21 protein-coding genes and 1 tRNA gene are annotated in these 23087 nt (G+C 64.9%); 15 read left to right on the top strand and 7 right to left on the bottom strand.

Annotation, left to right across the window (positions count from 1 at the left end; translation table 11 throughout):
• Nucleotides 1-423: 423 nt before the first annotated feature.
• From XI08_RS33425 to XI08_RS33465, 9 genes are all read left to right on the top strand, one after another.
• Complete coding sequence (locus tag XI08_RS33425) at nt 424-1524, top strand: ABC transporter substrate-binding protein (protein ID WP_271577660.1); 1101 nt, start codon at nt 424-426, stop codon at nt 1522-1524.
• Nucleotides 1502-2524, top strand: coding sequence for an ABC transporter permease (locus tag XI08_RS33430; protein WP_271577661.1), 1023 nt, complete (start codon nt 1502-1504; stop codon nt 2522-2524). The genes XI08_RS33425 and XI08_RS33430 overlap by 23 nt, the downstream gene beginning before the upstream one ends.
• On the top strand, nt 2518-3318 hold the full coding sequence (locus XI08_RS33435; RefSeq protein WP_271577662.1) for an ABC transporter ATP-binding protein: 801 nt from the start codon (nt 2518-2520) through the stop codon (nt 3316-3318). The genes XI08_RS33430 and XI08_RS33435 overlap by 7 nt, the downstream gene beginning before the upstream one ends.
• Nucleotides 3312-4484 carry an acyl-CoA dehydrogenase family protein gene (locus tag XI08_RS33440; RefSeq protein ID WP_271577663.1) on the top strand — a complete coding sequence of 391 codons (1173 nt, stop codon included), beginning with the start codon at nt 3312-3314 and terminating at the stop codon, nt 4482-4484. Before XI08_RS33435 ends, XI08_RS33440 begins: the two co-directional genes overlap by 7 nt.
• A 30-nt stretch (nt 4485-4514) precedes the next feature.
• Nucleotides 4515-5615: an LLM class flavin-dependent oxidoreductase gene (locus XI08_RS33445; RefSeq protein ID WP_271577664.1), complete on the top strand. Its 1101-nt coding sequence runs from the start codon at nt 4515-4517 to the stop codon at nt 5613-5615.
• Nucleotides 5612-6550 carry an ABC transporter substrate-binding protein gene (locus XI08_RS33450; protein ID WP_271577665.1) on the top strand — a complete coding sequence of 313 codons (939 nt, stop codon included), beginning with the start codon at nt 5612-5614 and terminating at the stop codon, nt 6548-6550. The genes XI08_RS33445 and XI08_RS33450 overlap by 4 nt, the downstream gene beginning before the upstream one ends.
• A 347-nt stretch (nt 6551-6897) precedes the next feature.
• The gene (locus XI08_RS33455) at nt 6898-7743 is read left to right on the top strand and encodes a CmcJ/NvfI family oxidoreductase (RefSeq protein ID WP_271577666.1); all 846 of its coding nucleotides are present in this window, start codon (nt 6898-6900) and stop codon (nt 7741-7743) included.
• 103 nt (nt 7744-7846) lie between these two features.
• A complete protein-coding gene (locus XI08_RS33460) occupies nt 7847-8143 on the top strand; it encodes a septal ring lytic transglycosylase RlpA family protein (protein WP_027547860.1) in 297 nt (98 codons plus the stop codon).
• A gap of 49 nt (nt 8144-8192) precedes the next feature.
• Nucleotides 8193-9362 (top strand): Gfo/Idh/MocA family protein, encoded by a 1170-nt coding sequence (locus tag XI08_RS33465; protein ID WP_271577667.1) that lies wholly within the window; start codon nt 8193-8195, stop codon nt 9360-9362.
• 208 nt (nt 9363-9570) lie between these two features.
• On the opposite strand, the gene XI08_RS33470 is transcribed toward XI08_RS33465, so the two are convergent.
• The 3 genes from XI08_RS33470 to XI08_RS33480 form a co-directional block, all read right to left on the bottom strand.
• On the bottom strand, nt 9571-10881 hold the full coding sequence (locus XI08_RS33470) for an ABC transporter substrate-binding protein (RefSeq protein ID WP_271577668.1): 1311 nt from the start codon (nt 10879-10881) through the stop codon (nt 9571-9573).
• A 248-nt stretch (nt 10882-11129) separates the two neighbouring features.
• The gene (locus tag XI08_RS33475; protein ID WP_271577669.1) at nt 11130-12251 is read right to left on the bottom strand and encodes a D-alanine--D-alanine ligase family protein; all 1122 of its coding nucleotides are present in this window, start codon (nt 12249-12251) and stop codon (nt 11130-11132) included.
• Between the two features lie 130 nt (nt 12252-12381).
• Nucleotides 12382-13614, bottom strand: coding sequence for an SMP-30/gluconolactonase/LRE family protein (locus tag XI08_RS33480; RefSeq protein WP_027548423.1), 1233 nt, complete (start codon nt 13612-13614; stop codon nt 12382-12384).
• Nucleotides 13615-13888: 274 nt separating this feature from the next.
• Between XI08_RS33480 and XI08_RS33485 the strand changes: the two genes are divergently transcribed.
• The 6 genes from XI08_RS33485 (at nt 13889) to XI08_RS33510 (ending at nt 18935) form a co-directional block, all read left to right on the top strand.
• Nucleotides 13889-14152, top strand: a complete 264-nt coding sequence (locus XI08_RS33485) for a hypothetical protein (protein ID WP_271577781.1) — start codon at nt 13889-13891, stop codon at nt 14150-14152.
• Nucleotides 14153-14852: 700 nt separating this feature from the next.
• A complete protein-coding gene (locus XI08_RS33490) occupies nt 14853-16415 on the top strand; it encodes a 2-isopropylmalate synthase (protein WP_027548421.1) in 1563 nt (520 codons plus the stop codon).
• Nucleotides 16416-16640: 225 nt separating this feature from the next.
• Nucleotides 16641-17642 (top strand): TRAP transporter substrate-binding protein, encoded by a 1002-nt coding sequence (locus tag XI08_RS33495; RefSeq protein ID WP_271577670.1) that lies wholly within the window; start codon nt 16641-16643, stop codon nt 17640-17642.
• Nucleotides 17643-17836: 194 nt separating this feature from the next.
• A complete protein-coding gene (locus XI08_RS33500; RefSeq protein ID WP_271577671.1) occupies nt 17837-18433 on the top strand; it encodes a Spy/CpxP family protein refolding chaperone in 597 nt (198 codons plus the stop codon).
• 168 nt (nt 18434-18601) lie between these two features.
• Nucleotides 18602-18677, top strand: a tRNA-Lys gene (locus XI08_RS33505).
• A 102-nt stretch (nt 18678-18779) separates the two neighbouring features.
• Complete coding sequence (locus tag XI08_RS33510; RefSeq protein WP_271577672.1) at nt 18780-18935, top strand: hypothetical protein; 156 nt, start codon at nt 18780-18782, stop codon at nt 18933-18935.
• A 44-nt stretch (nt 18936-18979) separates the two neighbouring features.
• Here the strand turns inward: XI08_RS33510 and XI08_RS33515 are convergent, their stop codons facing one another.
• Genes XI08_RS33515 through XI08_RS33530 form a run of 4 tightly spaced genes read right to left on the bottom strand, consistent with a single transcriptional unit; the run spans nt 18980 to nt 22964 of the window.
• The gene (locus XI08_RS33515; protein WP_271577673.1) at nt 18980-19990 is read right to left on the bottom strand and encodes a Gfo/Idh/MocA family protein; all 1011 of its coding nucleotides are present in this window, start codon (nt 19988-19990) and stop codon (nt 18980-18982) included.
• The gene (locus XI08_RS33520; protein ID WP_271577674.1) at nt 19977-21026 is read right to left on the bottom strand and encodes a Gfo/Idh/MocA family protein; all 1050 of its coding nucleotides are present in this window, start codon (nt 21024-21026) and stop codon (nt 19977-19979) included. The genes XI08_RS33515 and XI08_RS33520 overlap by 14 nt, the downstream gene beginning before the upstream one ends.
• Nucleotides 21027-21036: 10 nt before the next feature.
• Nucleotides 21037-22185, bottom strand: coding sequence for an N-acetylglucosamine-6-phosphate deacetylase (locus XI08_RS33525; RefSeq protein WP_271577675.1), 1149 nt, complete (start codon nt 22183-22185; stop codon nt 21037-21039).
• A complete protein-coding gene (locus XI08_RS33530; RefSeq protein ID WP_271577676.1) occupies nt 22182-22964 on the bottom strand; it encodes a glucosamine-6-phosphate deaminase in 783 nt (260 codons plus the stop codon). Before XI08_RS33530 ends, XI08_RS33525 begins: the two co-directional genes overlap by 4 nt.
• Nucleotides 22965-23087 lie beyond the last annotated feature (123 nt).

Below are 23087 nucleotides of genomic sequence, written 5' to 3' on the forward strand. Positions count from 1 at the left end.
ATCAAGTCTATGAGCGCGCGACGCGCAGTCAATGAAATGGCCGTCCGTATTGTGCCTGCGCCAGGCAACGACGTTTCAGTGAGGCGTTGTTTTCGAGAACGTGCGGCGTGCGCGGCCGATGCTGCGCAGGAATGAAGCAGGGGAAAGAGTCGCAAGGGCTCTCTGCCAACCGATGCATCGGCGGAAATCGTTTCATCGTTCCTGCACGCGCCGGTGGAGAGAATGACTTTACCTCGCGCCACATTCGAAATTCCATTTCATTGACGATGCGGCAGGCGCGCCGCATGATTTGCGCATCGCATCAACGCGGCGCGGGAAGCGCCGCTGAAAAGATATTCTCTCAACGCAGCTCCGCACGGAACATGCGCAACGTCATCCGTTGCGCGAATGGCGGAGCCGTGCCAGCGCAGGAGCCAGGGGCCGATGAACAACGAGAACAAGCGCGGCGGATCGAGCCTCGATCGACGTCACCTGCTCCAGGCGGGGCTCGCTGCCGCTTTCGCCGCGCCGCTGGGTGCGCTCGGCGCGCAGGCCTTTGCGCCACAGGCGATCGCGCCCGGTGTCGACCTCTCGGAGTTCCCGCTGTGCCGGACGGCGGCAGATAGCCCAGCGCTCACCGGCGCGCCGCGCAAGCTGAAACTGTCGTGGAACGCCGGCGCGGTGTGCCTCGCGCCGGTCCCGGTCGCCATCGAGCACGGCTTCTTCCAGAAGCACAATCTCGACGTCGAGCTCGTCAACTATTCCGGATCGACCGACCAGCTGCTCGAGGCGATCGCGACCGGCAAGAGCGATGCCGGCCTCGGCATGGCGCTGCGCTGGCTGAAGCCGCTGGAGCAGGGCTTTGACGTCAAGATCGCCGCCGGCACCCATGGCGGCTGCATGCGCGTGCTGACGCGCAACGATTCCGGCGTCGCCAAGCTCGCCGATCTCAAGGGCAAGATCGTCGCGGTCGGCGACCTCGCCGGTCCTGACAAGAACTTCTTCTCGATCCAGCTCGCCCGGCTCGGCATCGATCCGGTCAAGGACGTCGACTGGCGCGCCTATCCCGGCAACCTTCTCAACGTCGCGGTCGAGAAGGGCGAGGTGCAGGCCTTCCTGTCGTCTGATCCGCTTGGCTATCTCTGGCTCAAGGACACCCAGTACAAAGAGGTGGCTTCCAATCTCGATGGCGAATATCGCGACAAGAGCTGCTGCATCCTCGGCCTGCGCGGCAGCCTGGTGCGCGAGGAGCCGCAGGTCGCGCGCGCCATCACGCAGGCGCTGCTCGATGCCGCGATGTTCACCTCGCAAAATCCGTCCGTCACGGCGAAGTCGTTCCAGCCCTACGCGCCGAAGACGGCGACGCTCGCCGATATCGAGGGCATGGTGCGCTACCACACCCATCACCATCATCCGGTCGGCGAGGTGCTGAAGCGCGAGCTCAAGGCCTATGCCGACGACCTGAAGAGCGTGCAGGTCTTCAAGCAGAGCACCGATACTGCCAAATTCGCGGAGCGCATCTATGTCGACGTATTCGCTGTCTGACGGCCTCGCCTCCGGCGCGCCGCGCCTCTCGCGCGCACCGCTGCTCGCGACCTGGGTACGGGACTCCGGCGTCGGCATTCTCGCCAGCGTCGCCTGGATCGCCTTCGGCCTGTCCTGCCTGTGGTGGGACGATGTCGGCGACTGGTCGCGCACGCATTCGCTCGGCATTGCCGCCTTCGTCATCGCGGCCGTCGCGCTGTTCGGCACCGTCGGTGCGGACTACCTCGGCTCGGCGGGCAAGGCGTTGCACCAGCGCGCGCCCTGGCTCGTCGCGCTCGGTGCTTTCCTGACCTTGTGGGAAGTCGCCACCGCAAAATTCGCCTGGCTGCCGCTGCCTTTCTTTCCGCCGCCGCAGTCGATCATCGAGGTCTACACCGACGACCTGCCCAAGCTGCTCGACAGCGTGTTCGCTTCGGTCAAGCTCCAGCTCGGCGGTTATCTGATCGGCGCCACGGTCGGTTTCCTGACCGGCGTCTCGATCGGCTGGTCGCGCGCGGTTGGCTATTGGGTGCATCCGGTGCTGCGCTTCATCGGCCCGCTGCCGGCGACCGCCTGGCTGCCGATCGCATTCTTCAGCTTCCCGTCGAGCTGGAGTGCCTCGACCTTCCTGATCGCGCTCGCGACCGGCTTCCCCGTCACCGTGCTGACCTGGTCGGGTGTCGCGAGCGTCAGCAACGCCTATTACGACGTCGCGCGCACGCTGGGCGCAAAGCCGTCCTTCCTGGTGCTGAAGGTCGCGATCCCCGCCGCGCTCCCGCATGTCTTCGTCGGCCTGTTCATGGGGCTCGGTTCGTCCTTCGCCGTGCTGGTCGTCGCCGAGATGATCGGCGTCAAGGCCGGCCTCGGCTGGTACCTGCAATGGGCGCAGGGCTGGGCCGCTTACGCCAACATGTACGCAGCGCTGATCGTGATGTCGCTGCTCTGCTCCGGCGCGATCACGCTGCTGTTCGCGATCCGCGACCGCCTGCTGGTCTGGCAGAAGGGGACCGTGAAATGGTAGCCACAGTCGCACTGGCCGAAGTCGCCACTCATCCCGCCGCCGGCGCCGCGCTCGACATCGAGCAGGTCAGCCACGCCTTCGACATCGACGGTGCCGAGCTGCTGGTGCTCAGCGACGTCAGCATCTCGGTCGAGTCGGGCGAGTTCGTCGCGCTGCTCGGCCCCTCCGGCTGCGGCAAGTCGACCTTGCTGCGCCTCGTCGCGGGTCTCGACAAGCCCAGGGCAGGGACGCTGCGTGAGGACGAGGCCCGCATCACCCGGCCGCATCCCTCCCGCGTCGTCGTGTTCCAGGATCCGACCCTGTTTCCCTGGCGGTCGGTCTGGGACAACGTCGCCCTGGGCCTCGAGGCCCAGGGCATCCTGAGGAGCCAGCGGCAGCGCGTGGACGATGCGCTCGATCTCGTCGGGCTGTCGTCCTTCCGGAAGGCCTATCCGCACCAGCTCTCCGGCGGCATGGCGCAGCGCGTCGCCCTGGCGCGTGCGCTGGTCAACGATCCCAAAATCCTGATCCTCGACGAACCGCTCGGCAAGCTCGACTCGCTCACCCGCATCACCATGCAGGCCGAGCTCGTCTCGCTCTGGCAGCGCAAGGGGTTTACCACGCTGTTGGTGACGCACGATGCCGAGGAAGCCCTGGTGCTCGCCAACCGAGTCATTGTCTTCAGCGATCGCCCCGCGCGCGTGGAAGCCGACATCCGCGTCGACCGGCCCTATCCGCGTCATCGCGGCGACCCGTATCTGGCCGACCTGCGCCGCCAGATCCTCGGCCTTCTGGGATTGGATGCCACATGGTGACCTCTATAGCCAAGGGCCGCACGGCTCATAGCGAACCCGACTATATCGCCCGTGCCGAGGCGCTGGCCGAAGCTTTCGCCGCGCGCGCGGCCGAGCACGACCGTACCGGCAGCTTTCCGTTCGAGAATTTTCGCGAGCTTTCCGAGGCCGGCCTGCTGTCGCTGACGGTTCCGGCAGCTCATGGCGGGGCCGGCGCCGGCGCACGCTACGCCGCGCGCGTCATCGGCATCGTCGGCAAGGCCGATCCGTCCACCGCGCTGGTGCTGTCGATGCACTACATCAACCATCTCGTCATGGCGCGTAGCCCGACCTGGCCGGCGCGGCTGTCGCGCAAGCTTGCGCGCGAGACCGTCGAAGGCCTCGCGCTCGTCAATGCGCTGCGCGTCGAGCCCGAACTCGGCTCGCCCGCGCGCGGCGGCCTGCCAGCGACGATCGCGCGGCGGACCGAGACGGGCTGGCGCCTGACCGGCCACAAGATCTATTCGACGGGTTCGCCGATCCTGAAATGGTATCTGGTCTGGGCCCGGACCGACGAGGCCGAGCCGCGGGTCGGACAGTTCCTGGTGCCGGCAGGACTGCCGGGCAGCCGCATCGTCGAGACCTGGGACCATCATGGCCTGCGTGCCAGCGGCAGCCACGACGTGATTTTCGACGACGTCGTGATCCCGCTCGATGCCGAGGTCGATGTTCGCAGACCTGTTGATTGGCGCGCGCCGGACGTCACACAGGCCACGGTACACACCATCTTCGTTGCCGCGATTTATGACGGTGTCGCCCGCGCCGCGCGCGACTGGCTGATCTCGTTCCTGAAGCAACGCGTTCCCGCCAGCCACGGCGCGCCGCTTGCGACCTTAGCCCGCGCGCAGGAGATCCTCGGCGCCATCGAGGCCCGGCTCGCGGTCAATGCGCGGCTGATCGCCTCCTTTGCCGGTGATTTCGACGACGGTGTCGAGCTTTCGGCGGCCGAGTCCAACGTGATCAAGCTCTCCGTCACCAACAACGCGGTGGCCGCCGTCGAGGACGCGTTGTCGCTCACCGGCAATCACGGCCTCTCCCGCGCCAATCCGCTGGAGCGGCACTATCGCGACGTGCTGTGCGGTCGCGTGCACACGCCGCAGGACGATTCCACGCGCGTCGGCCTCGGCCGTGCCGCATTGGGCCTCTAGCCTTTCCGCAAAACAATCAGGGAGACGACCATGTCGGTCGAGTTCATCGGCTTTATCGCTAACAGCAACGCTTCCGAGACCATCGTGCGCCAGGGTCCGGTGCTCGATCCGGCCTATATCGAGACAGTGGCGAAGGCGCACGAGCTTGCCGGGTTCGATCGTGCGCTGCTGGCGTTCCATTCGACGACGCCGGATGCGTTGCAGGTCGCCCAGCATGTCCTCACCATCACCAAATCGCTCAAGGTCATGATCGCGCAGCGTCCAGGCTTCACCGCCCCGACGCTGCTGGCGCGCCAGCTCGCGACGCTCGACCAATTCTATGGTGGCCGCGTCTCGCTGCACGTCATCACCGGTGGCAATGCGACCGAGCTCAGGCAGGACGGCAACACGCTCGACGACAAGGACGAGCGTTACGCCCGCACTGGCGAATTCCTCGATGTGGTGCGGCTGGAATGGACCAGCGAGAAGCCGTTCAACTACAGCGGCAAGTACTACAAAGTCGAGAACGGCTTTTCGCAGGTGAAGCCGCTGCAGAAGGGTGGCATCTACACCTTCGTCGGCGGCGGCTCCGACGCCGCGATCGATGTCGCCGGCAAGCATGCCGACACCTTTGCGCTGTGGGGTGAATCCTATGCCCAGGTGCGCGACGTCACCTCCCGCGTTCACAACGCCGCGGTCCGGCAGGGCCGGCCGACGCCGCGCTTCAGCCTCTCGGTGCGGCCGATCATTGCGCCCACCGAAAAGCAGGCCTGGGAGAAGGCGGAGGAGATTCTGGCGCGGGCCACCGCGCTTCAGGACAAGACCGGCTACCGCAAGCCCGCCGACGGCCATGCCACCGCCGGCGCACGGCGCCTGCTCGCGCTCGCCGACCAGGGCAGCCGGATCGACAAGCGGCTCTGGACCGAGATCGCAAAGCTTACCGGCGCCAACAGCAACACCACCGCACTGGTCGGCACCCCCGAGCAGGTCGCCGAGGTCTTCGGCGACTACTACGACCTTGGCGTCAGCCACTTCCTGATCCGCGGCTTCGATCCGCTTCCCGATACCATCGAATATGGCCGTGAGCTGATCCCGCTCACGCGCCAACTCGTCGCCAAGCGCCGGGCCGTTCGCGGCGAGGCCGCGGAATGATCCGCCTCATGCTGGCCGGTGCGCTGCTGTTCGGTTCGTTGGAGCTGGCGGCAGCGCAGACCACGCTCCGCGTCGGAGACCAGAAAGGCAATGCGCAGGCCGTGATGGAAGCGGCAGGCGTGCTCAAGGATGTCCCCTACAAGATCGAGTGGAAGGAGTTTCCGGCCGCAGCGCCGTTGCTCGAGGCGCTCAGCGCCGGTGCGATCGAGACCGGGCTCGTTGGCGATGCGCCCTTCACCTTCGCCGCCGCCTCCGGTGCGCCGGTGAAGGCGATCGCCGCGATCCGGCAGACGCGCGAGGGGCTCGCCATCCTCGTGCCCGAGAACTCGCCGATCAAGACTTTCGCCGACCTGCGCGGCAAGAAGATCGCGACCGGTCGCGGCTCGATCGGCCATCAGTTGATCCTCGCCGCGCTCGAGAAGAACGGCTGGGCTGCGTCCGACGTGCAGATCGCGTTCCTGGCGCCATCGGATGCCAAGATCGCCTACACGCAAGGCTCGGTCGATGCGTGGTCGACCTGGGAGCCTTACGTGAGCCAGGAGGAGGTGCTGTTCAAATCGCGCCGCATCATCACCTCGGAAGGGCTGACGCCGGGCCTGAGCTTCCAGGTGGCGCGGCCCGACGCCATCCGCGACAAGCGCACCGAGCTGACCGACTTCATCCGCCGCCTGACCACCGCGCGGGCCTGGTCGCTGAACAACGTCGACAGCTATGCCGCGACCTGGGGCCGGCTGATGAACATCCCGACCGCCGTGCCGCTCAACTGGCTGTCGCGCGCAAAGATCCGCATCGCGCCAATCGATGACGGCGTGGTCGCGGACGAGCAGGGCACGATCGACCTCTATTTCCGCTGGGGCCTGATCAGGCAGAAGCTCGATGCGGCCGAGATCGTCGACCGCTCCTTTGCGGACGCGATCGCCAAGGCGGGGTTGTAGGCAGCGGTCGTGTCCCGGACGCGCTGCAGCGTGTAGCGCTGCTTCTTCCCCTCTCCCCTTGTGGGAGAGGGTGGCTCGCCGCGATAGCGGCGAGACGGGTGAGGGGTCTCTCTCCGCGCACTGATATCTCCCTGTTGAGCTCGCGGATAGATACCCCTCATCCGGCGCTTCGCGCCACCTTCTCCCACAAGGGGAGAAGGGGAGCAGTGCGCGTAGGACCATCCTCGGAATGTTCCTTCTGCATTTTGCGCTAACGGCGACAGTGACATTGCTATTTGCACCACCTCCCTTGCAGCCGCGCGCGCCCCGCCAAAAATCAAACCGACGACCACATCGGGAGACCGGCCATGGGCCTGCAAGAAACAAGAATCGAATCGCTTCCCTTCGTCACCGCCGAACTCAACTACCTCGCGCCGACACCGGGCAAGCCGCGCACCTACGCCTTCGATCCGCCGCTGGGCGAGCCGAAAAGCACGTCGCTGCCGGAGCCGCATCAGGTGCCGATCTTCGACGCGCGGCTGATCGCGAACAACATCTCGCTCGATCGCGAGGGCTTTGCGCTGGTGCGCCATCCAACCCAGGTGAAGGACTTCTACGACGACGCGGAGGTGAGGGCGGTCTATTATCCCGCCGTCGAGGCCTTCTTGCGGGCGACGCTGAAGGCCGATCGCGTTCTCATTTTTGACCATACCGTGCGCAAGCGCGTCGAGGGCGCTGCCGATATTCGCGATGGTGGTCCGCGCCAGCCGGCGACGCGCGTCCATGTCGACCAGACCGCCGTCTCCGGCGCCAACCGCGTGCGCGAGCATCTGCCTGACGAGGCCGACGAGCTGCTGAAGGGGCGCGTGCAGGTGATCAATCTGTGGCGGCCGATCCGCGGTCCCTTGCGCGACTCGCCGCTCGCGATGGCCGACGGCACCACGGTCGCGCCGGACGATCTTGTCGCCTCCGACCTGATCTATCCCAACCGCCGCGGCGAGACCTATTCGGTGAAATACAATCCGAACCACCGCTGGTTCTATTTCCCGGAGATGACGCCGGACGAGGCGTTGCTGCTCAAGTGCTACGACTCGACGACCGACGGCCGCACCCGCTTCGGGCCCCACACCGCCTTCGTCGATCCGACCACGCCCGCCGATGCGCCGCCGCGTGAGAGTATCGAGCTGCGCACGCTGATCTTTCACAAACAGTAACAATGTGTGATCGCACTGCCGGGGTGACCCGGCAGTGTTCCCGGAACTTCGGGGAACAAGGCGACGTTTGCAGCACGGGCAGGGCCAACCGGGGAGCGGTGCCGTGCGAGCGCTGACCACTTTATTATTTTGTCTTGCGACATTTTCTCTGGCGCATGCCGAAAGCGGACTTGCCTCATATTACGGGTACGGAAAAGGCAAAGGTTCCGAGCTGACCTGTGCCCACCGCACGCGCCCATTTGGCACCGTGCTGAGGGTGTCCTACGGCAGCCGCTCGATCCAATGCCGCGTCAATGATCGTGGCCCCTTCATCCGCGGCCGTATCGTCGATCTCTCGGTGCCCGCAGCCCGCGCGCTCGGCATGATGAGCGCCGGCGTGGTGCGCGTCTCGGTGGAATAGGCCTCCAAGCGCGCTATAGTGCCGCCCAAAGCATCGGTGAGGGGGCGCTATGGCCAGGATCAGGGTGGGACTCGTCGGCTGCGGCTTCGTGTCGGAGCTGCACATGTACGCGTTCCGGCGCGTCTATGGCGTGGACGACGAGGTCGCGGCGGTGGCCGCGCGCGGCGACCATGTCGTCGCATTCGCCGGCCGCCACGCAATCCCGCGCGTCTATCGCAGCTTCGCCGAGCTGATCGCCGACCGCGAGCTCGACGTCATCGACATCTGCACCCCGCCCAATCTCCACGCAGGGATGATCGTTGCCAGCATGCAGGCCGGCAAGCACGTGATCTGCGAGAAGCCCTTTGCCGGTTATTTCGGCCGCGAGGGCGACCAGCAGCCGATCGGCAAGCACGTGCCGAAGGCGCTGATGTATGAGCGCGTGCTCGAGGAGATGGACGCGACGCGCGCCGCGATCGAGCGCACCGGCAAGCTGTTCATGTATGCCGAGGACTGGATCTACGCGGCCGCAGTAACCAAGACCGCGGAGATCATCAAGGCGACCAGGGACAAGATCCTGTTCATGAAGGGCGAGGAGAGCCATTCCGGCTCGCACGCGGCGCATGCCGCGCAATGGGCGATGACGGGCGGCGGCTCGCTGATCCGCATGGGCTGTCACCCGCTCTCCGCCGTGCTCTATCTGAAACAGGTTGAAGCCAGGGCGCGCGGCGAAACCATCCGCGTCGCCAGCGTCACCGGCGATGTCGGCAACGTCACAGCCAGCCTGAAGCCGGAGGAGCGCACCTACATCAAGGCCAACCCCGTCGATGTCGAGGACTGGGGCACGCTGACGGCGACATTCTCCGACGGCACCAAGGCCACCGTGTTTTCCGGCGACATGATCATGGGCGGCGTGCGCAATCTGGTCGAAACCTACACGTCCGGCGGCTCGCTGTTCGCCAACATCACGCCGAACACGCATCTGATGAGCTACCAGACCTCTGAGGAGAAGCTCGCAAACGTCTACATCACCGAAAAGGTCGACCGCAAAACCGGCTGGCAATATGTCCGCCTCGAGGAGGAGTGGACGCGCGGGTATTTGCAGGAGATCCAGGATTTCATGGAATGCGCCGCGACCGGCCGGCAGCCGCTGTCGGACCTCGCCCTGGCCTACGAGACGATCAAGGTGAATTACGCGGGGTATTGGGCCGCGGAAGAGGGGCGGCGGGTGCTGCTGTAGGCGATGAGTTCGCTGAGCTAGCCTCTGGCACACTGCCAATCCTTCTCCCCTTGTGGGAGAAGGTGGCGCGAAGCGCCGGATGAGGGGGCTGTCTCCGCAAGCTCAAATGCGAGAGGCGTGCGCGCGGAAAACCCCTCACCCGTCTCGCCGCTGCGCGGCGAGCCACCCTCTCCCACAAGGGGAGAGGGTGCACCGCCAGCGCCGCCCTTCACGTCCCGTAAGTCGAGCCCTTCGGCAGCGGAAACACCGGATCCTGCGTGCGGATGTTCGTCGGCCACACCACCGAGATGTGCTCGCCGGCGTTCTGCATCACGACCGGCGTCGAGCGTTCGTTCTGGCCCGAGAGCGGCGTGCCCGGCGGGAAGAATTTCACGCCATAGCCCTGGATGGTGCCGCCGGCGGGGATGTCGACGTCGAGCGCGGCCTTGCGGATCGCCTCGGGCTCGAAGCTGCCGTACTTTTCCTTGGCGACCGGCAGCACGTTGTTGAGCAGCACCCAGGTCTGGTTGAAGCCCATCGAGCAATGCGGCGGCACGTCGGTGGCGCCGGTCTTGGCCTTGTAGCGCGCCACCATGGCGGTGGTCAGATCGCCGATACCTGGCGCCAGCTTTGCCGGATCGAGCAGCTGCGCCGGTACCGGATCGATGTTGCAGAAATTGTCGATGTCGGGACCAAAAGTGGCGCGCAGCTTGTCGAGCTGGCTGTAGCCGGCGCCGGCACCGAACAGCATCTTGAAGCGTAGACCGCTCTCGCGGGCCTGGCGCAGGAACAGGGTGATGTCGGGGTTGTAGCCGGCATGCGAGATCACGTCGGCCTTGGCCCGCTTGATCTTGGTCACCAGCACCGAGAGATCGGGCGCCGAGGCCGAATAGCCCTCGCGCAGCACCACCTGGATGCCGGCCTCCTTGGCATAGGCCTCGTCGGCGGCGGCGACGCCGACACCGTAGGGGCCGTCCTCATGGATCAGCGCGACCTTGACCTCCTTGGGATCCATTCCGAGCTTTGCTTTCGCATGCTCGGCGAGGAAACCGGCAAAGGCCTGGCCGTACTGGTCGGAATGGATCTGCGCGCGAAACACGTATTGCAGGTTCTTGTCCTTGAACACGGCGGTCGAGACCGCGGTCGTGATCCAGAGGATCTTCTTCTGCTGCTCGACCTTCGCCGCGAGTGGCACCGCATGCGAGCTCGCATAGACGCCGTTGATGATGTCGATCTTCTCCTGGCTGATCAGGCGTTCGGCCTCGTTGATCGCAACGTCGGGTTTGCTCTGGGAATCCGCGGCGACTGGAGCAATCTTGGTCTTGCCGCCGACTCCGCCTTTCTCGTTGACGAGATCGATCGCGATCTGCGCCCCGATTGACGAGGCGACCGAGCCGCCGGCGGCGAACGGGCCGGTGAGGTCGTAGATCAGGCCGATGCGCAACGTCTCGGCTTGCGCCTGGGCCCTTGTCCAATCGAGGCTGAGTGCGGCGGCAGCAGCCGCCGAGCTCTTCAGCAGCTGCCTGCGTGAAGTCGGCATCCTATCCTCCCTCAAGACCGTCTTTTGATTGGTTGTTATCTTTTTGCGAAGTATGGGGAGCGGGACGGCGGAAAGTCAACATCGCCCAAGGTCGATACGCGGTGCGCCGCCGCACAACGCATCTGCGAAAGACAGGAATGCCCACCGCTCGCTCAGGAGGCGACGGGCATGATCGCGCTGTGTTACTTCAACGCGGCCCCGCGCGCCTTGCGCGGCCGTGTGCCCGGCATGGAGCGACCGGAGATCGACTAGCTCGCGTAACCCCGCTCCAGAGCTTGCCTCTGCCCGTGCCGGTCCAGCGCCAGATTGACGAGACGCGTTAGCAACTCGCCATACGGTACGCCCGAGGCTTCCATCATCTTCGGATACATGCTGATCGACGTGAAGCCGGGCAGGGTGTTGATCTCGTTGAAGCAGAACTCGCCGGTTTTCCGGTCGAGGAAGAAGTCGACGCGGGCGAAGCCGCTGCATTCGAGCGCCGCGAACACCCGGGTGGCGAGCGACCGGACGCGCTCCATCTGAGCCGCGTCGAGCTTGGCCGGAAGGTCGACCCGAGCGCCATCGGGATCGAGATATTTTGCCTCGTAGGAATAGAACTCGTGATGGGCGTTGGGGTTCAGCTCGCTGGCGACGCTCGCGAACAGCGTCTCGCCGTCGAGCACCGCGACCTCGATCTCGCGCGCGTCGATGCCCTGTTCGACCAGCACCTTGACGTCATAGCGAAACGCATCATCGAGCGCCGCTTCGAGCGCATCCGGTGTCTTGACCTTGTGAATGCCGACACTGGAGCCCATGTTGCATGGCTTGACGAAGACCGGGAGGCTCAAGCCTTCGACCGCCTTCGCAAGCGATGAGTTGCGGTCCTGAACGTAGGCCTTGCGGGTGAGCACGCGATAGGGCGCGACCGGAATGCCGGCGAATTCGGCGAGCCGCTTGGCGACATCCTTGTCCATGCTGACGGCGGAGGCGAGAACGCCCGATCCCACATAGGCGACGTCGGCCAATTCCAGCAGGCCCTGCACGGTGCCGTCCTCGCAAAGCGGCCCGTGGATGACCGGAAAGACGACGTCGATTTCGATCGGGTCGGCGGCGCCTTGCGTGATCGGCATGAGGACGCCGCGTCCATCAGGTCCCCTGGCGAGCCGCATCTCCGGCGCATCGGGCAGGATCGGCAAGGCCGCCGCGTGCGCCTGATCGAGCGTCCGAAGGTCATTCCATTGCCACCGGCCCGTCTTGTCGATGGAGACCGGGATCACCTCGAAGCGGGTACGGTCGAGATGCCTGAATACGGAAGCGGCCGATTTCAGCGAGACCTCATGCTCACCGGACCTGCCGCCATAGAGAACAACGACGCGAATTTTGTCTGCCATGGCTCAATTATCACGCGCTCTGTCCGGAAGTCACCTCTGTTGCCCGGTTCAAGCATCGACGGAGCGATGGAAATAATTCGGCGCCGGCGAGGACCGCCGGCGCCGTCTCGCAATTGGAGGCTTGTGCCGCTCAGCCCGGACCTGCGCCTTGCGTCGCCGTGTACACGGCGTAGAGCGACTGGCTCGCGGCCATGAACAGGCGGTTGCGCTTGGGGCCGCCGAAGCAGACGTTGCCGCACACTTCCGGCAGGCGGATGCGGCCGAGCAGCTTGCCCGCCGGCGACCACACCGTCACGCCGCTATAGCCGACGGCGCGGCCCGCATTGCTGGAGGCCCAGACATTGCCGTTGACGTCGCAGCGCACGCCGTCCGGGCCGCACTTCACGCCGTCGATCGTGCAGTCGGAGAAGCGCTTCTGGTTGGAGAGCTTGTTGTCCGCCCCGACGTCGAACACGAAAATCTCACCCTTGCCGCCGGGGCCGCTGTCGCCCGGTCCCTTGCCGGTCGAGACGACGTAGAGCTTCTTGAAATCGGGCGAGAAGCACAGACCGTTCGGATCCGGCACCTGCTCCTCGGTGACGACGAGGTCGACGCGGCCTGAGGGATCGATGCGGTAGCAGTTGGTCGGCAGTTCGCGCTTGCCCGGTGTGAAGCCGGCCGGCTGTCCGATCCGCGGATTGAGCTTGCCGCCAGAATTGCTCGGGCCGCCCGCGACGTCGGGCTCGCCTTCGTACAACTGGCCGCCATAGGGCGGATCGGTGAACCAGTAGCTGCCGTCGGGATGCGCTGCGACGTCGTTCGGCGAATTCAGCCGCTTGCCCTGATAGGAGTCGGCGAGCACCGTGGCGGTGCCGTCATGCTCGTAGCGCGTCACCCGCCGGGTCAAATGTTCGCAGGAGAGCTGACGGCCCTGGAAGTCGAACGAATTGCCGTTGGAGTTGTTGGAGGGGGAGCGGAACACGCTGACGCGGCCGTCGTCCTCGGTCCAGCGCATCTGCCGGTTGTTGGGAATGTCGCTCCACAAGAGGTAACGGCCCTGCGCGCTCCACGCCGGGCCCTCGGCCCACAACAGGCCGGTGTGAAGGCGCTTGATCGCGGTGTTGGGCTGCGCGAGATCTTCGAAGGACGGATCGACCGCGATGATGTCGGGGTCCCAGAAATACGTGGTCGGCGCGCCGTTGGGGCCGAAATCGCGCGGCGGGGTGGTGATCGTCGTCGGCGGAGCGGCAGGTCCGGTCTGGGCCAGCGCCGGGCCGGCCATCGTGGCGGCGGCACCGAGCGCAAGCCCCCGGACAAGTGTCCGTCGTGAAAGCGCAGCATCCTGGTCACGCTGCTCGTGGTCACGAGTCTCCTGGCGTGTCATCGCGTCCTCCCGGTCATGTTTACCGGCCGGTTGATCCGGCCGTACGGTCGAAGGTTAGTCCGGTCCGCGTCCGGTTGCGAGGGGCAGGTTCGCATCCTCCGTGCGATGTCGCGAACGCCGCAACATCGCCGCATTGCGGCTGTGCAAAGTCCGAGCCGACAATTCGTCCTGCCAGTGCGCGGCTAACCGGGACCGGTTTCAGGGCCTGTCAAGCCTTGACCTCGCGCGCGTTGCTGGCAGAACATTCCTCGGGGGAAAGAGGCCGGAACTCATGGTGTTAGCTGTCGTCGTACTGGTCATGCTGCTCGCGATCGCATTCGTGGCCGGCTATTTCACCCGCGTCTACGTCTCCCGCAAACGCCGGGCGGAGGCGCGCCGCTGGCGGGAGTATACCGAGCCGGATTGGCTCAACGCCAACGCGCCGGCCAACACCAACGAGATCGCAAAAACCGGCAAGGCGGTGCCGATGGCCACCGGCGAGCTCGGTCAGATGCTGGACCGCTGGGAAAGCCGGGCCCGCGCGCGCCGCACGGGATAACTCCTAGATAGGGGAGTTGGATCACTATGACGTTGCACCTTGCTCCGTCATTGCGAGCGTAGCGAAGCAATCCAGACTGTCACGGCGGAAAGACTCCTTCGCTTCGCTCGCAATGACGACGTTGAGGCAATTGTGCGCAAATGTCTCCCATCGTCGTCCTGGCGAACGCCAGGACCCATTATCCCAGGGAGTGGTTTGGCGAAGGCGCGTCTTGTACTGCAATCGATCTCCACGGACAGACCTCGCGGTATGGGTCCTAGCGTTCGCCAGGACGACACCAATGACGTGGCTTCGTTGCGCTTTTCCCAATAGCCGGGAGCACGCTCGCGTCCATGGTAGGTCAGTTCCCCTGACCATCTTTTGGCGTTGCAGTTGCGCCTGTTTCTCGTCTAGAAACAACCGCATTGGGCCTCCCGGCAACCAACCGTCAACGGTTTTGCCCGAGGATTTGAGGGCTCAAAAGGGTCTGGCAATGCTGATTCGCGGCCAAATCGATGGGATTTCGGGGGAGGTGGCTCTGGCCGCCGCCACGATCCCGGCCGCGCTGCTGCCCACCCTCCGTCTTGGCGGGCTTCTTCTTACTTGCCCCTGAGGGCCGGCTGGGCGCCACGCGCCTGGGCGCTCAGGGGTTGGTCGAGATCACCGGACATCTCAAGCGCCCAGCAGACTGACGGCGCGCAAGCTCAAAAGGAATTTTGCAATGGCCCCCGCGAACAAGTCCGATAAGGACCGCGTCATCATTTTCGACACCACGCTGCGCGACGGCGAGCAGTGCCCCGGCGCCACCATGACCTTCGAGGAAAAGATCGAGATCGCCGAGATGCTCGACGACATGGGCGTCGACGTCATCGAAGCGGGCTTCCCGATCACGTCCGAAGGCGACTTCCAGGCCGTCAGCGAGATCGCCCGCCGTTCCAAGAATTCCGTGATCGCCGGTCTGTCGCGCGCCAATCCAAAGGACATCGATCGCTGCGCCGAAGCGGTGAAATTCGCCAAGCGCGGCCGCGTGCACACCGTGATCGCGACTTCGCCGCTGCACATGCGCGTCAAGCTGAACATGACGCCTGAGCAGGTGATGGAGCTCTCGATTGCCAATGTCACCCGCGCTCGCAACCAGATCGACGACGTCGAATGGTCGGCCGAAGATGCTACCCGCAGCGAGATGGACTACCTCTGTCGCATCGTCGAGGCCGTGATCAAGGCTGGCGCTACCACGGTCAATATTCCCGACACCGTCGGCTACACGACGCCGGAGGAATATAGCCGCTTCATGCGCACCTTGATCGAGCGGGTGCCGAATTCCGACAAGGCGGTGTTTTCGGTTCACTGCCACAACGACCTCGGCATGGCGGTGGCGAACTCGCTGGCCGGCATCGCCGGCGGTGCGCGCCAGATCGAATGCACGGTCAACGGCATCGGCGAGCGGGCCGGCAACGCTTCGCTCGAGGAAGTCGTGATGGCCATCAACGTCCGCAACGACGTGTTTCCGTGGTGGAACAAGATCGACACCACGCAGCTGACCCGTGCCTCGAAGGTGGTGTCGGCGGCGACCTCGTTCCCGGTGCAGTACAACAAGGCGATCGTCGGCCGGAACGCCTTCGCGCATGAGAGCGGCATCCACCAGGACGGCGTGCTGAAGGACGCCTCCACCTACGAGATCATGCGGCCCGAGATGGTCGGCCTGAAGCAGTCCTCGCTGGTGCTCGGCAAGCATTCCGGACGTCATGCCTTCGTGCACAAGCTGGAGGAGATGGGCTACAAGCTCGGTCCGAACCAGCTGGAAGATGCGTTCACGCGGATGAAGGCGCTCGCCGACCGCAAGAAGGACATCTACGACGAGGACATCGAGGCGCTGGTCGACGAGGAGTTGGCGGCGTCGCACGACCGCATCAAGCTGACCTCGCTGACCGTGATCGCCGGCACCCATGGCCCGCAGCGCGCGACCATGAAGCTCGACGTCGACGGCCAGATCAAGATCGAGGAAGCCGAGGGCAACGGTCCGGTGGACGCGGTGTTCAACTGCATCAAGGCGCTGGTGCCGCACGAGGCCAAGCTCGAACTGTATCAGGTCCACGCCGTGACCGAAGGCACCGACGCGCAGGCGGAAGTCTCCGTGCGGCTGTCGCATGAGGGACGTGCGATGACGGCGCGCGCGGCCGATCCCGATACGCTGGTGGCCTCGGCCAAGGCCTATCTCGGCGCGCTCAACAAGATCGTCATGAAGCGCCAGCGCGACACCGTGACGACGGCCGCGGCGAGCTGAACGTTCACGCTCCGGATGAAACGGCGGAAACGCGGTGCCCTTGGCACCGCGTTTTTCGTTGATCGCCGCCGCGGACGTTTTCCGCCCGGATACAGCATTTTTGCAAGGAGACCCCTGCTAAGGGGCAATGGCGCCTCAGCCTGCTTCCCTATAAAGCTGCCTCCCAAGAATTTAAGGCTTGGGGCCGGCGGTCCGTGCCCCACAAAAAAACGTACTGGAGGAAGCATGCGGAAACTCATTTGGGCTGCGGCATCGATTGCGGCTTTGGCGCTGAGCGGGCCGGCATCGGCCCAATCGCCTGTTATCATCAAGTTCAGCCACGTGGTGGCCACCGACACGCCGAAGGGCAAGGCGTCGGAAAAATTCAAGGAGCTCGCCGAGAAGTACACCGGCGGCAAGGTCAAGGTCGAGGTCTATCCGAACTCGACGCTCTACAAGGACAAGGAAGAGCTCGAGGCGCTCCAGCTCGGCAGCGTGCAGATGCTGGCGCCGTCGAATTCGAAATTCGGCCCGCTCGGCATCCGCGAGTTCGAGGTGTTCGATCTGCCCTACATCCTTCCCGACCTGAAGACGCTGCGCAAGGTGACGGAAGGCCCGCTCGGCCTCCGTCTGCTCAAGCTTTTGGACTCCAAGGGCATCACCGGCCTTGCCTATTGGGACAACGGCTTCAAGCAGATGAGCGCCAACAAGAAGCTGATCGCGCCGACCGATTACCAGGGCGTCAAATTCCGCATCCAGTCCTCGCGCGTGCTGCAGGCCCAGTTCAAGGCGCTCGGCTCGCTGCCGCAGGTGATGGCGTTCTCGGAAGTCTACCAGGCGCTGCAGACCGGCGTGGTCGACGGTCAGGAGAACACCTGGTCGAACATCTATACCCAGAAGATGCACGAGGTGCAGAAGTACATCACCGAGACAAATCACGGCTACATCGGCTACGTCGTGATCGTGAACAAGAAGTTCTGGGACGATCTGCCGGCCGACATTCGCGAGCAGCTGTCGAAGGCGATGAAGGAGGCGACCGACTTCAACAACACGCAGTCGCAGAAGGAGAACGACGACGCGCTGGCCGAGATCAAGAAGGGCGGCAAGAGCGAGATCATCAAGCTCACGCCGGAGCAGGACGAGGCGATGCGCAAGGCGATGGAGCCGGTCTACAAGGACGCCGCGAGCCGCGTCGGCCAGCCGCTGATCGACGAATTCCTGAAGGAGTCGAAGAGCACGACCAACTGACCTAAACGATGCATGAATGAAGGGGCTTCCGTGCCAGGCGCGGAAGCCCTTTTTGTTGCGAATGATTTCCGGTTGCGGCTGGAGGTAAAATCAGGCGTTACATCCTCGTCAGGACGCCCTCCCTGTCCAAGTTGTAAGTTGCGCGCGGGGCGCGCGGCGCCCATCTTCAGGGCATCCTTCCAGAGGAGGTTCGGATGAGGAAGTTCACCATCGCCGCCATCGCCGTGCTCAGCATCGCCGGCTCGGGCGCGGTCTATGCCCAATTTCATCGCCCGTGGATGGAGCACTTCCGCCACGTCCGCATGAACCCGGAAGACCGCGCCGCCTTCGTCGACGCGCGGATCGCCGCCGTCCATGCCGGGCTGAAGCTCAGCGCCGACCAGGAGAAGCTGTGGCCGCCGGTCGAGGCCGCCGTGCGCGAGTTCGCCAAGCTGCGCATCGACCGCGCCAATGCGCGCATGAGCGCCGCCCCCGGCGCCGCCGACAAGCCCGAGGATCCGGTCGCCCGCCTGCGCCAGCAGGCCGAGGACATGGGGGCTTCCTCCGCGGCCCTGAAGAAGATCGCCGATGCCGCCGATCCCCTCTACAAGACCCTGGACGAGGGCCAGAAGCGGCGCCTCGCCGCACTGACCCGGCACCGCGGCCCGTTCGGCGGCGGCGAGGACGGCCCGCACCGCCATTTCATGGAACGCGGCATGGACCGCATGATGGAGCGCGGCATGGACCACTTCCATGGCGACCGTTTCGACCGTGACGGCGGCCCGGACCGGGATCGCGACGGCCGGCTCTGAGCCAGCCCGGATTTTCCCGGGATTAACCTTGGCGAAGCCGCTGGAATCCGGCGGCTTTTCGCATTTCAGGGCTTATCGACGAACCCTTGGAAAACATTCGCCGCATCGCTTGCCAGACCCGGATCGCTTTGCTAAACGACCGGCCTCGCAAGGCATTCACCGCCTTTCGGGCGCATAGCTCAGTTGGTAGAGCAGCTGACTCTTAATCAGCGGGTCCCAGGTTCGAGCCCTGGTGCGCCCACCATCCCAAAGCCCCGCTAGCGCAGGGTTTTTCCACTTCGGGCCCTGGAACAAAGCGCGTCTCGTGCGACGCTTTTCGTGGTCGGACGTCGCACGGTGCGACGACTTGACGATGTTTGCGAGATGTTCTTGTTGGCGCAATGAAATAATCTGTCTCGTCAAAGAGCGCGACTATTGCGTTGAGATCTGGAACGACGCCGGCCAGCACTACATCCGCGTCGACGAGATCGACAGGTTCGACGCGCTGGCGCATTCCGCCTGAGAACTCATAAGCTGGGTGGTATTTCTGCCTGCCCGCGAGGAATCTCAACTCCATCGCATGGGCTTGCCGCCATTTGCCGCACTCTCCTGAGCGAGTATCGCGATGCGCGTGGCCCGCAGGGCTTCATTTGTCGGAATTTGCAAGGTCTTGCCACGGGCGAGATGATCGAAGACGAAGCCGGCAGGCGAGACGCCCGCGGGCAGGTCGACTTCGCGCAGGGGTCTCGTCGCCGTCTCGACGAGCAGTTTATTTTCAGCGAATAGAACGTCTGCGCGCCCCTTTGTCCCGGAAATCCGCATGGCATAGTCGCCATGCCGTGGCGAAGCTTCGGGCTGGATCCAGTCGACTTCGATCGCGAATTGTGGGCCGCCGTCGCAGGCGAGGATGGCACGCCCCAGCGCGGGAAAGTCCGTCGTGCCGGCAGCCGCGATCGGTGATATCCAGCCGCTGACCGTACCGCTGGTATATCCCGTCAGCCAAAGTGCGAGATCGATGTCGTGAACCGTGAGGTCGGCGAGGATGCCGCCATAGGTCGATGGTTCGAACATCCACGCGGGACGACGGCTCGGGACGAGCTTGTGCGGCCCGGTTGCGGTGATGGATACGACGTCTCCAAGTTCGCCGCTGTCGATGATCGAGCGGAGCGCGAGGGTGACCGGATAAAAGCGTTTTTCCAGCAGAAGCGTCAGCAAATTGCGCCCGGCGAGAGTTTCCTCGATTGCTGCGAGCTGGGGCAGGGTCACCGCCATCGGCTTGTCGGCGATCGCGAAGATGCCGCGGCGCAAGAGTTCGGCCACGATCGGAGCGCGAAGGCCGAATTCGGTGAAGACCGCTGCGGCTCGAACCTGATGCGCGTCCAAAAGCGCATGTGGATCGGCGTAGCCGGGCGCCATCGTGCGTCGTTCGAGCTCGGCGCGTCGCGCCGCGTCATGATCGGCGATGGCCACGACCTTGACGTCGGTTCGGTTCGCAATCTCCGAAAGTATATATTCGACGTGTGGGTGGGCCGCGCCAATGATGGCGATGTCGAGCGTCTCGGAGTTACTCGTCGGCATGAATGACCTCAGGTGCGACTTCGTTGGGGCTGATGGCCCGACCTCCCGAGGCCGATCGATAGATGGCGTCGACCAATCTCGCAGCTTCGAATCCGTCCCTGAACGAGCTCGCGGGTGACCGTCGCTCCCGGACGGCTTGAGCGAAGTCGCGCCATTGCGCGATATGTCCTTCGATCCCGATGGCCTTGGGATCGCTGGCGGCGCTGCCAACCCCGGCCGCACTTGGCGGCTCTGCGACGCCGGGAAAATCCCAGCGGACGATGCTGTCGTTTCCGAGTTCGCAACTGCCGCGGTCCGTGAACAGCCGAAGCATGGCCGGCCGTCCCGGAGGCAGTGCCGTGCTTGTCACGATCACGCCGAGCGCGCCGGACGCGAAGGAGAGCAGCGCCGCTGTCGTGTCCTCGACGGCGTGTGTGTGCCCGAGCGTTGCCATCTTGCCCTGAACACTGTCCACAGTCCCGAACAACCAAAGCATCAGGTCGAGATTGTGAACGCCCTGATTGAACAGCGAGCCTCCGCCGTGCTCCGCTTCGCTGCGCCACGGCTTCTCCGCGTAGTATGCGTCGGAGCGGTACCAATGGATCGCCGCCTCGATCAGGCGCGCCTGTCCGAGATGACCTGCGTCGAGCAGAGCCTTGATCGCCTGGTGTTGCGGTTCGAGACGGCGCTGCGAAACAACGCCGCACGTCAGTTGCGAGCGCGCGGCCGCGCGGACCAGCGATGCGGCCTCGGCCGGATCGACGCAGAGCGGCTTTTCGACGAGCACGTGCCGTCCGGCCTCGATCGCAGCAAGCGCGACGTCATGATGCGCGCCGCTCGGGGTGCAGACCACGACCGCGTCGATCTCGGCACTTGCGAGCATCGCCTCGGCGGTCGCGAATGTCGGAACAGGTTCGCCGTTCGTGCACGCCGCAATCTGCTCGGGCGTGCCGCCGGCGATCGCGGACAAGACGGTTTCGTCGAGCGCTCGTATCGCCCGCGCGTGCGTTTCACCGATTGCCCCTGGGCCGATCAACCCGATGCGAAGCCAGTTCATGTCTCATTCCTCAGGGGGTGAGCGGGTAAGGCCGGCCCGCGACATAAACCGTCTCAGGCACAAGAGAGCCATCCTCGCCGAGACGGAATCGCAGCAGATCGGCCGGTGCTCCCACCGTCAGCGCGGGAAGGTTGAACAGCAGGCGCGGATTGATGGTTGCGAGCCTCAGCGCCTCTGCCAGGGTCAATCCGGCCATGCGCCTGGCCGTGGCTATTCCGAACTTGAGGCTGACGGCCGCGCCCGCCAGTAAGGATGTGCCGACGACCTCCAGCCGGCCGTTCGCCTTCAGTTCGACCTTGCCGCCGATCGGCGCGTCATAGATTCCAGGCGTGCACCCCGCGAGCGCGGCGGCGTCCGACACCAGGATCGATCGCTCCAGTCCCTTCGCACGCAGCATGGCTTTGAAGGTCTCAGGAGGGAGGTGATGGCCATCGGCGATGAAGCTCGCCCACAGCCTGTCTTCGGCCAGTTGAGACCAGATCGGGTTGGGATGTCGCGGCAGCGTGGCCGCGATGCCATTGCCAAGATGCGTCGACAACACTGCGCCCGCCGCAACAGCAGCGGAGATCTGATCCGGCGTCGCATTGGTATGACCAAGCGCAACGCGAACACCGCGCGTCCGAAGGCCACGTACATATGCTTCCGTTTCTGGCCAGTGCGGCGACATTGTCGCGAGGCCGATGAGGTTGCCGCTGGCGGCTTGCCACGCGTCGAACTCGTCGAGGCTCGGCGGCCTCACATGTTCGGCCGGATGCGCGCCGCGCGGACCGTCCTCCGGCGCGATATGCGGTCCTTCAAGATGGACGAATGGCATCGCATGCTTGATGAGCGGATCGCTGTCGCGTGCCTGCGCAATGGCCTGTAGCGCGTCGATGGTCGCATCGTGCGATGCCGTGATCAGCGTCGGGGCAAAGCGCGACACGCCGCTTCTGTGGACGGCCGAGACGAGATCGCGGACCGTCTGGGGATCAGGGCGGGCATTGAGATCGTAACCGCCAAAGCCGTTCAATTGCAGATCGAACAGGCCGAGCGACAGCCACAGCCCGTCATCGTGTCCGCCAGCAATGATGTCCGAGATCCGGCCATCCTGAATGACGATGGTGCGATTCTGTCCAGTCTCCGGATCGCGGCCCCAGACGCGTGTTGCCGGATCCGTCATGCGCGTGCCGGTGTTTGCGGTGAGAGCTGCGGCGGCGTGGAATCCTGGTCGAGATACAGCGCGCATCGCGGATGCGTGCGGAGCGCGCTCGCCGGGCAGGCCGTTCCGATCGGGCCGTACAGCGATCGCTCGACGGCGGTGCGCTTGGATGCGCCAGGCACGACGCAAAACAGCTGGCCGGCGTCCAGCAGCCGCGGAATCGTCAGCGTGATCGCATGTGTCGGGACCTGCCCGAGGGTCGGGAAACATCCATCGTCGACCTGCTGCTGCCGGCAGATCGCGTCGAGTTCGACGACCTTGACCTGTTTCGTATCGTGCAGGTCGGCGACCGGCGGGTCATTGAAGGCGAGGTGACCATTGACGCCGATGCCGAGGCAAATGATGTCGATCGGGGCCTCTGCAAGAAGGGCCGCATAGCGCGCCGCTTCCCGGTCCGGATCCGGCTCTTGTCCGATCAAGTGAACGGTGCCGAAGGCGACACGCGAGAAGAGGTGACGCGTCAGCCAGGCCCCGAAGCGCTCCGGCGCGCCCGAAGGAAGTCCGATATATTCGTCCATGTGGAAGGCTGTGACGCGCCGCCAGTCGATATCGCGCTCGCGTGCAAGGGCATCCAGCATCTCTGCCTGGCTTGGCGCCGCGGCAAATATCATCCGCGCCGTGCTCTGCCGCGCGAGGCGGTCGCGCAGCGCCACACCGACATCCGCAGCAGCCGCACGGCCCATCGCATCCCGCGTCTTAAATGTCGCGATTGAGGGAGTAACCGAAGCCGTCATGCTCATCCATGGTTCTGTCGGGCTTGCCCGCCACCCCAAGCGGAGAGAATGTAATGCAACCGGTTGCATGTCAAGCTTGCGCCCCGGGCCCGACCGAGGCATGTGTAGTTGGATGCGATGCAGAGGAGG

This window comes from Bradyrhizobium sp. CCBAU 11361, assembly GCF_028128935.1.
In the GTDB taxonomy this organism is placed as follows: Bacteria; Pseudomonadota; Alphaproteobacteria; order Rhizobiales; family Xanthobacteraceae; genus Bradyrhizobium; species Bradyrhizobium niftali.

Excerpts from the sequence above, each read along its gene's own strand:
- XI08_RS33465 (WP_271577667.1), top strand. The coding sequence starts at position 8,193 with ATGGCCAGGATCAGGGTGGGACTCGTCGGCTGCGGCTTCGTGTCGGAG.
- XI08_RS33525 (WP_271577675.1), bottom strand. The coding sequence starts at position 22,185 with ATGACGGATCCGGCAACACGCGTCTGGGGCCGCGATCCGGAGACTGGA.
- XI08_RS33480 (WP_027548423.1), bottom strand. The coding sequence starts at position 13,614 with ATGACACGCCAGGAGACTCGTGACCACGAGCAGCGTGACCAGGATGCT.
- XI08_RS33530 (WP_271577676.1), bottom strand. The coding sequence starts at position 22,964 with ATGAGCATGACGGCTTCGGTTACTCCCTCAATCGCGACATTTAAGACG.
- XI08_RS33470 (WP_271577668.1), bottom strand. The coding sequence starts at position 10,881 with ATGCCGACTTCACGCAGGCAGCTGCTGAAGAGCTCGGCGGCTGCTGCC.
- XI08_RS33520 (WP_271577674.1), bottom strand. The coding sequence starts at position 21,026 with ATGAACTGGCTTCGCATCGGGTTGATCGGCCCAGGGGCAATCGGTGAA.
- XI08_RS33435 (WP_271577662.1), top strand. The coding sequence starts at position 2,518 with ATGGTAGCCACAGTCGCACTGGCCGAAGTCGCCACTCATCCCGCCGCC.
- XI08_RS33495 (WP_271577670.1), top strand. The coding sequence starts at position 16,641 with ATGCGGAAACTCATTTGGGCTGCGGCATCGATTGCGGCTTTGGCGCTG.
- XI08_RS33475 (WP_271577669.1), bottom strand. The coding sequence starts at position 12,251 with ATGGCAGACAAAATTCGCGTCGTTGTTCTCTATGGCGGCAGGTCCGGT.
- XI08_RS33440 (WP_271577663.1), top strand. The coding sequence starts at position 3,312 with ATGGTGACCTCTATAGCCAAGGGCCGCACGGCTCATAGCGAACCCGAC.
- XI08_RS33430 (WP_271577661.1), top strand. The coding sequence starts at position 1,502 with ATGTCGACGTATTCGCTGTCTGACGGCCTCGCCTCCGGCGCGCCGCGC.
- XI08_RS33425 (WP_271577660.1), top strand. The coding sequence starts at position 424 with ATGAACAACGAGAACAAGCGCGGCGGATCGAGCCTCGATCGACGTCAC.
- XI08_RS33455 (WP_271577666.1), top strand. The coding sequence starts at position 6,898 with ATGGGCCTGCAAGAAACAAGAATCGAATCGCTTCCCTTCGTCACCGCC.
- XI08_RS33450 (WP_271577665.1), top strand. The coding sequence starts at position 5,612 with ATGATCCGCCTCATGCTGGCCGGTGCGCTGCTGTTCGGTTCGTTGGAG.
- XI08_RS33500 (WP_271577671.1), top strand. The coding sequence starts at position 17,837 with ATGAGGAAGTTCACCATCGCCGCCATCGCCGTGCTCAGCATCGCCGGC.
- XI08_RS33515 (WP_271577673.1), bottom strand. The coding sequence starts at position 19,990 with ATGCCGACGAGTAACTCCGAGACGCTCGACATCGCCATCATTGGCGCG.
- XI08_RS33445 (WP_271577664.1), top strand. The coding sequence starts at position 4,515 with ATGTCGGTCGAGTTCATCGGCTTTATCGCTAACAGCAACGCTTCCGAG.
- XI08_RS33490 (WP_027548421.1), top strand. The coding sequence starts at position 14,853 with ATGGCCCCCGCGAACAAGTCCGATAAGGACCGCGTCATCATTTTCGAC.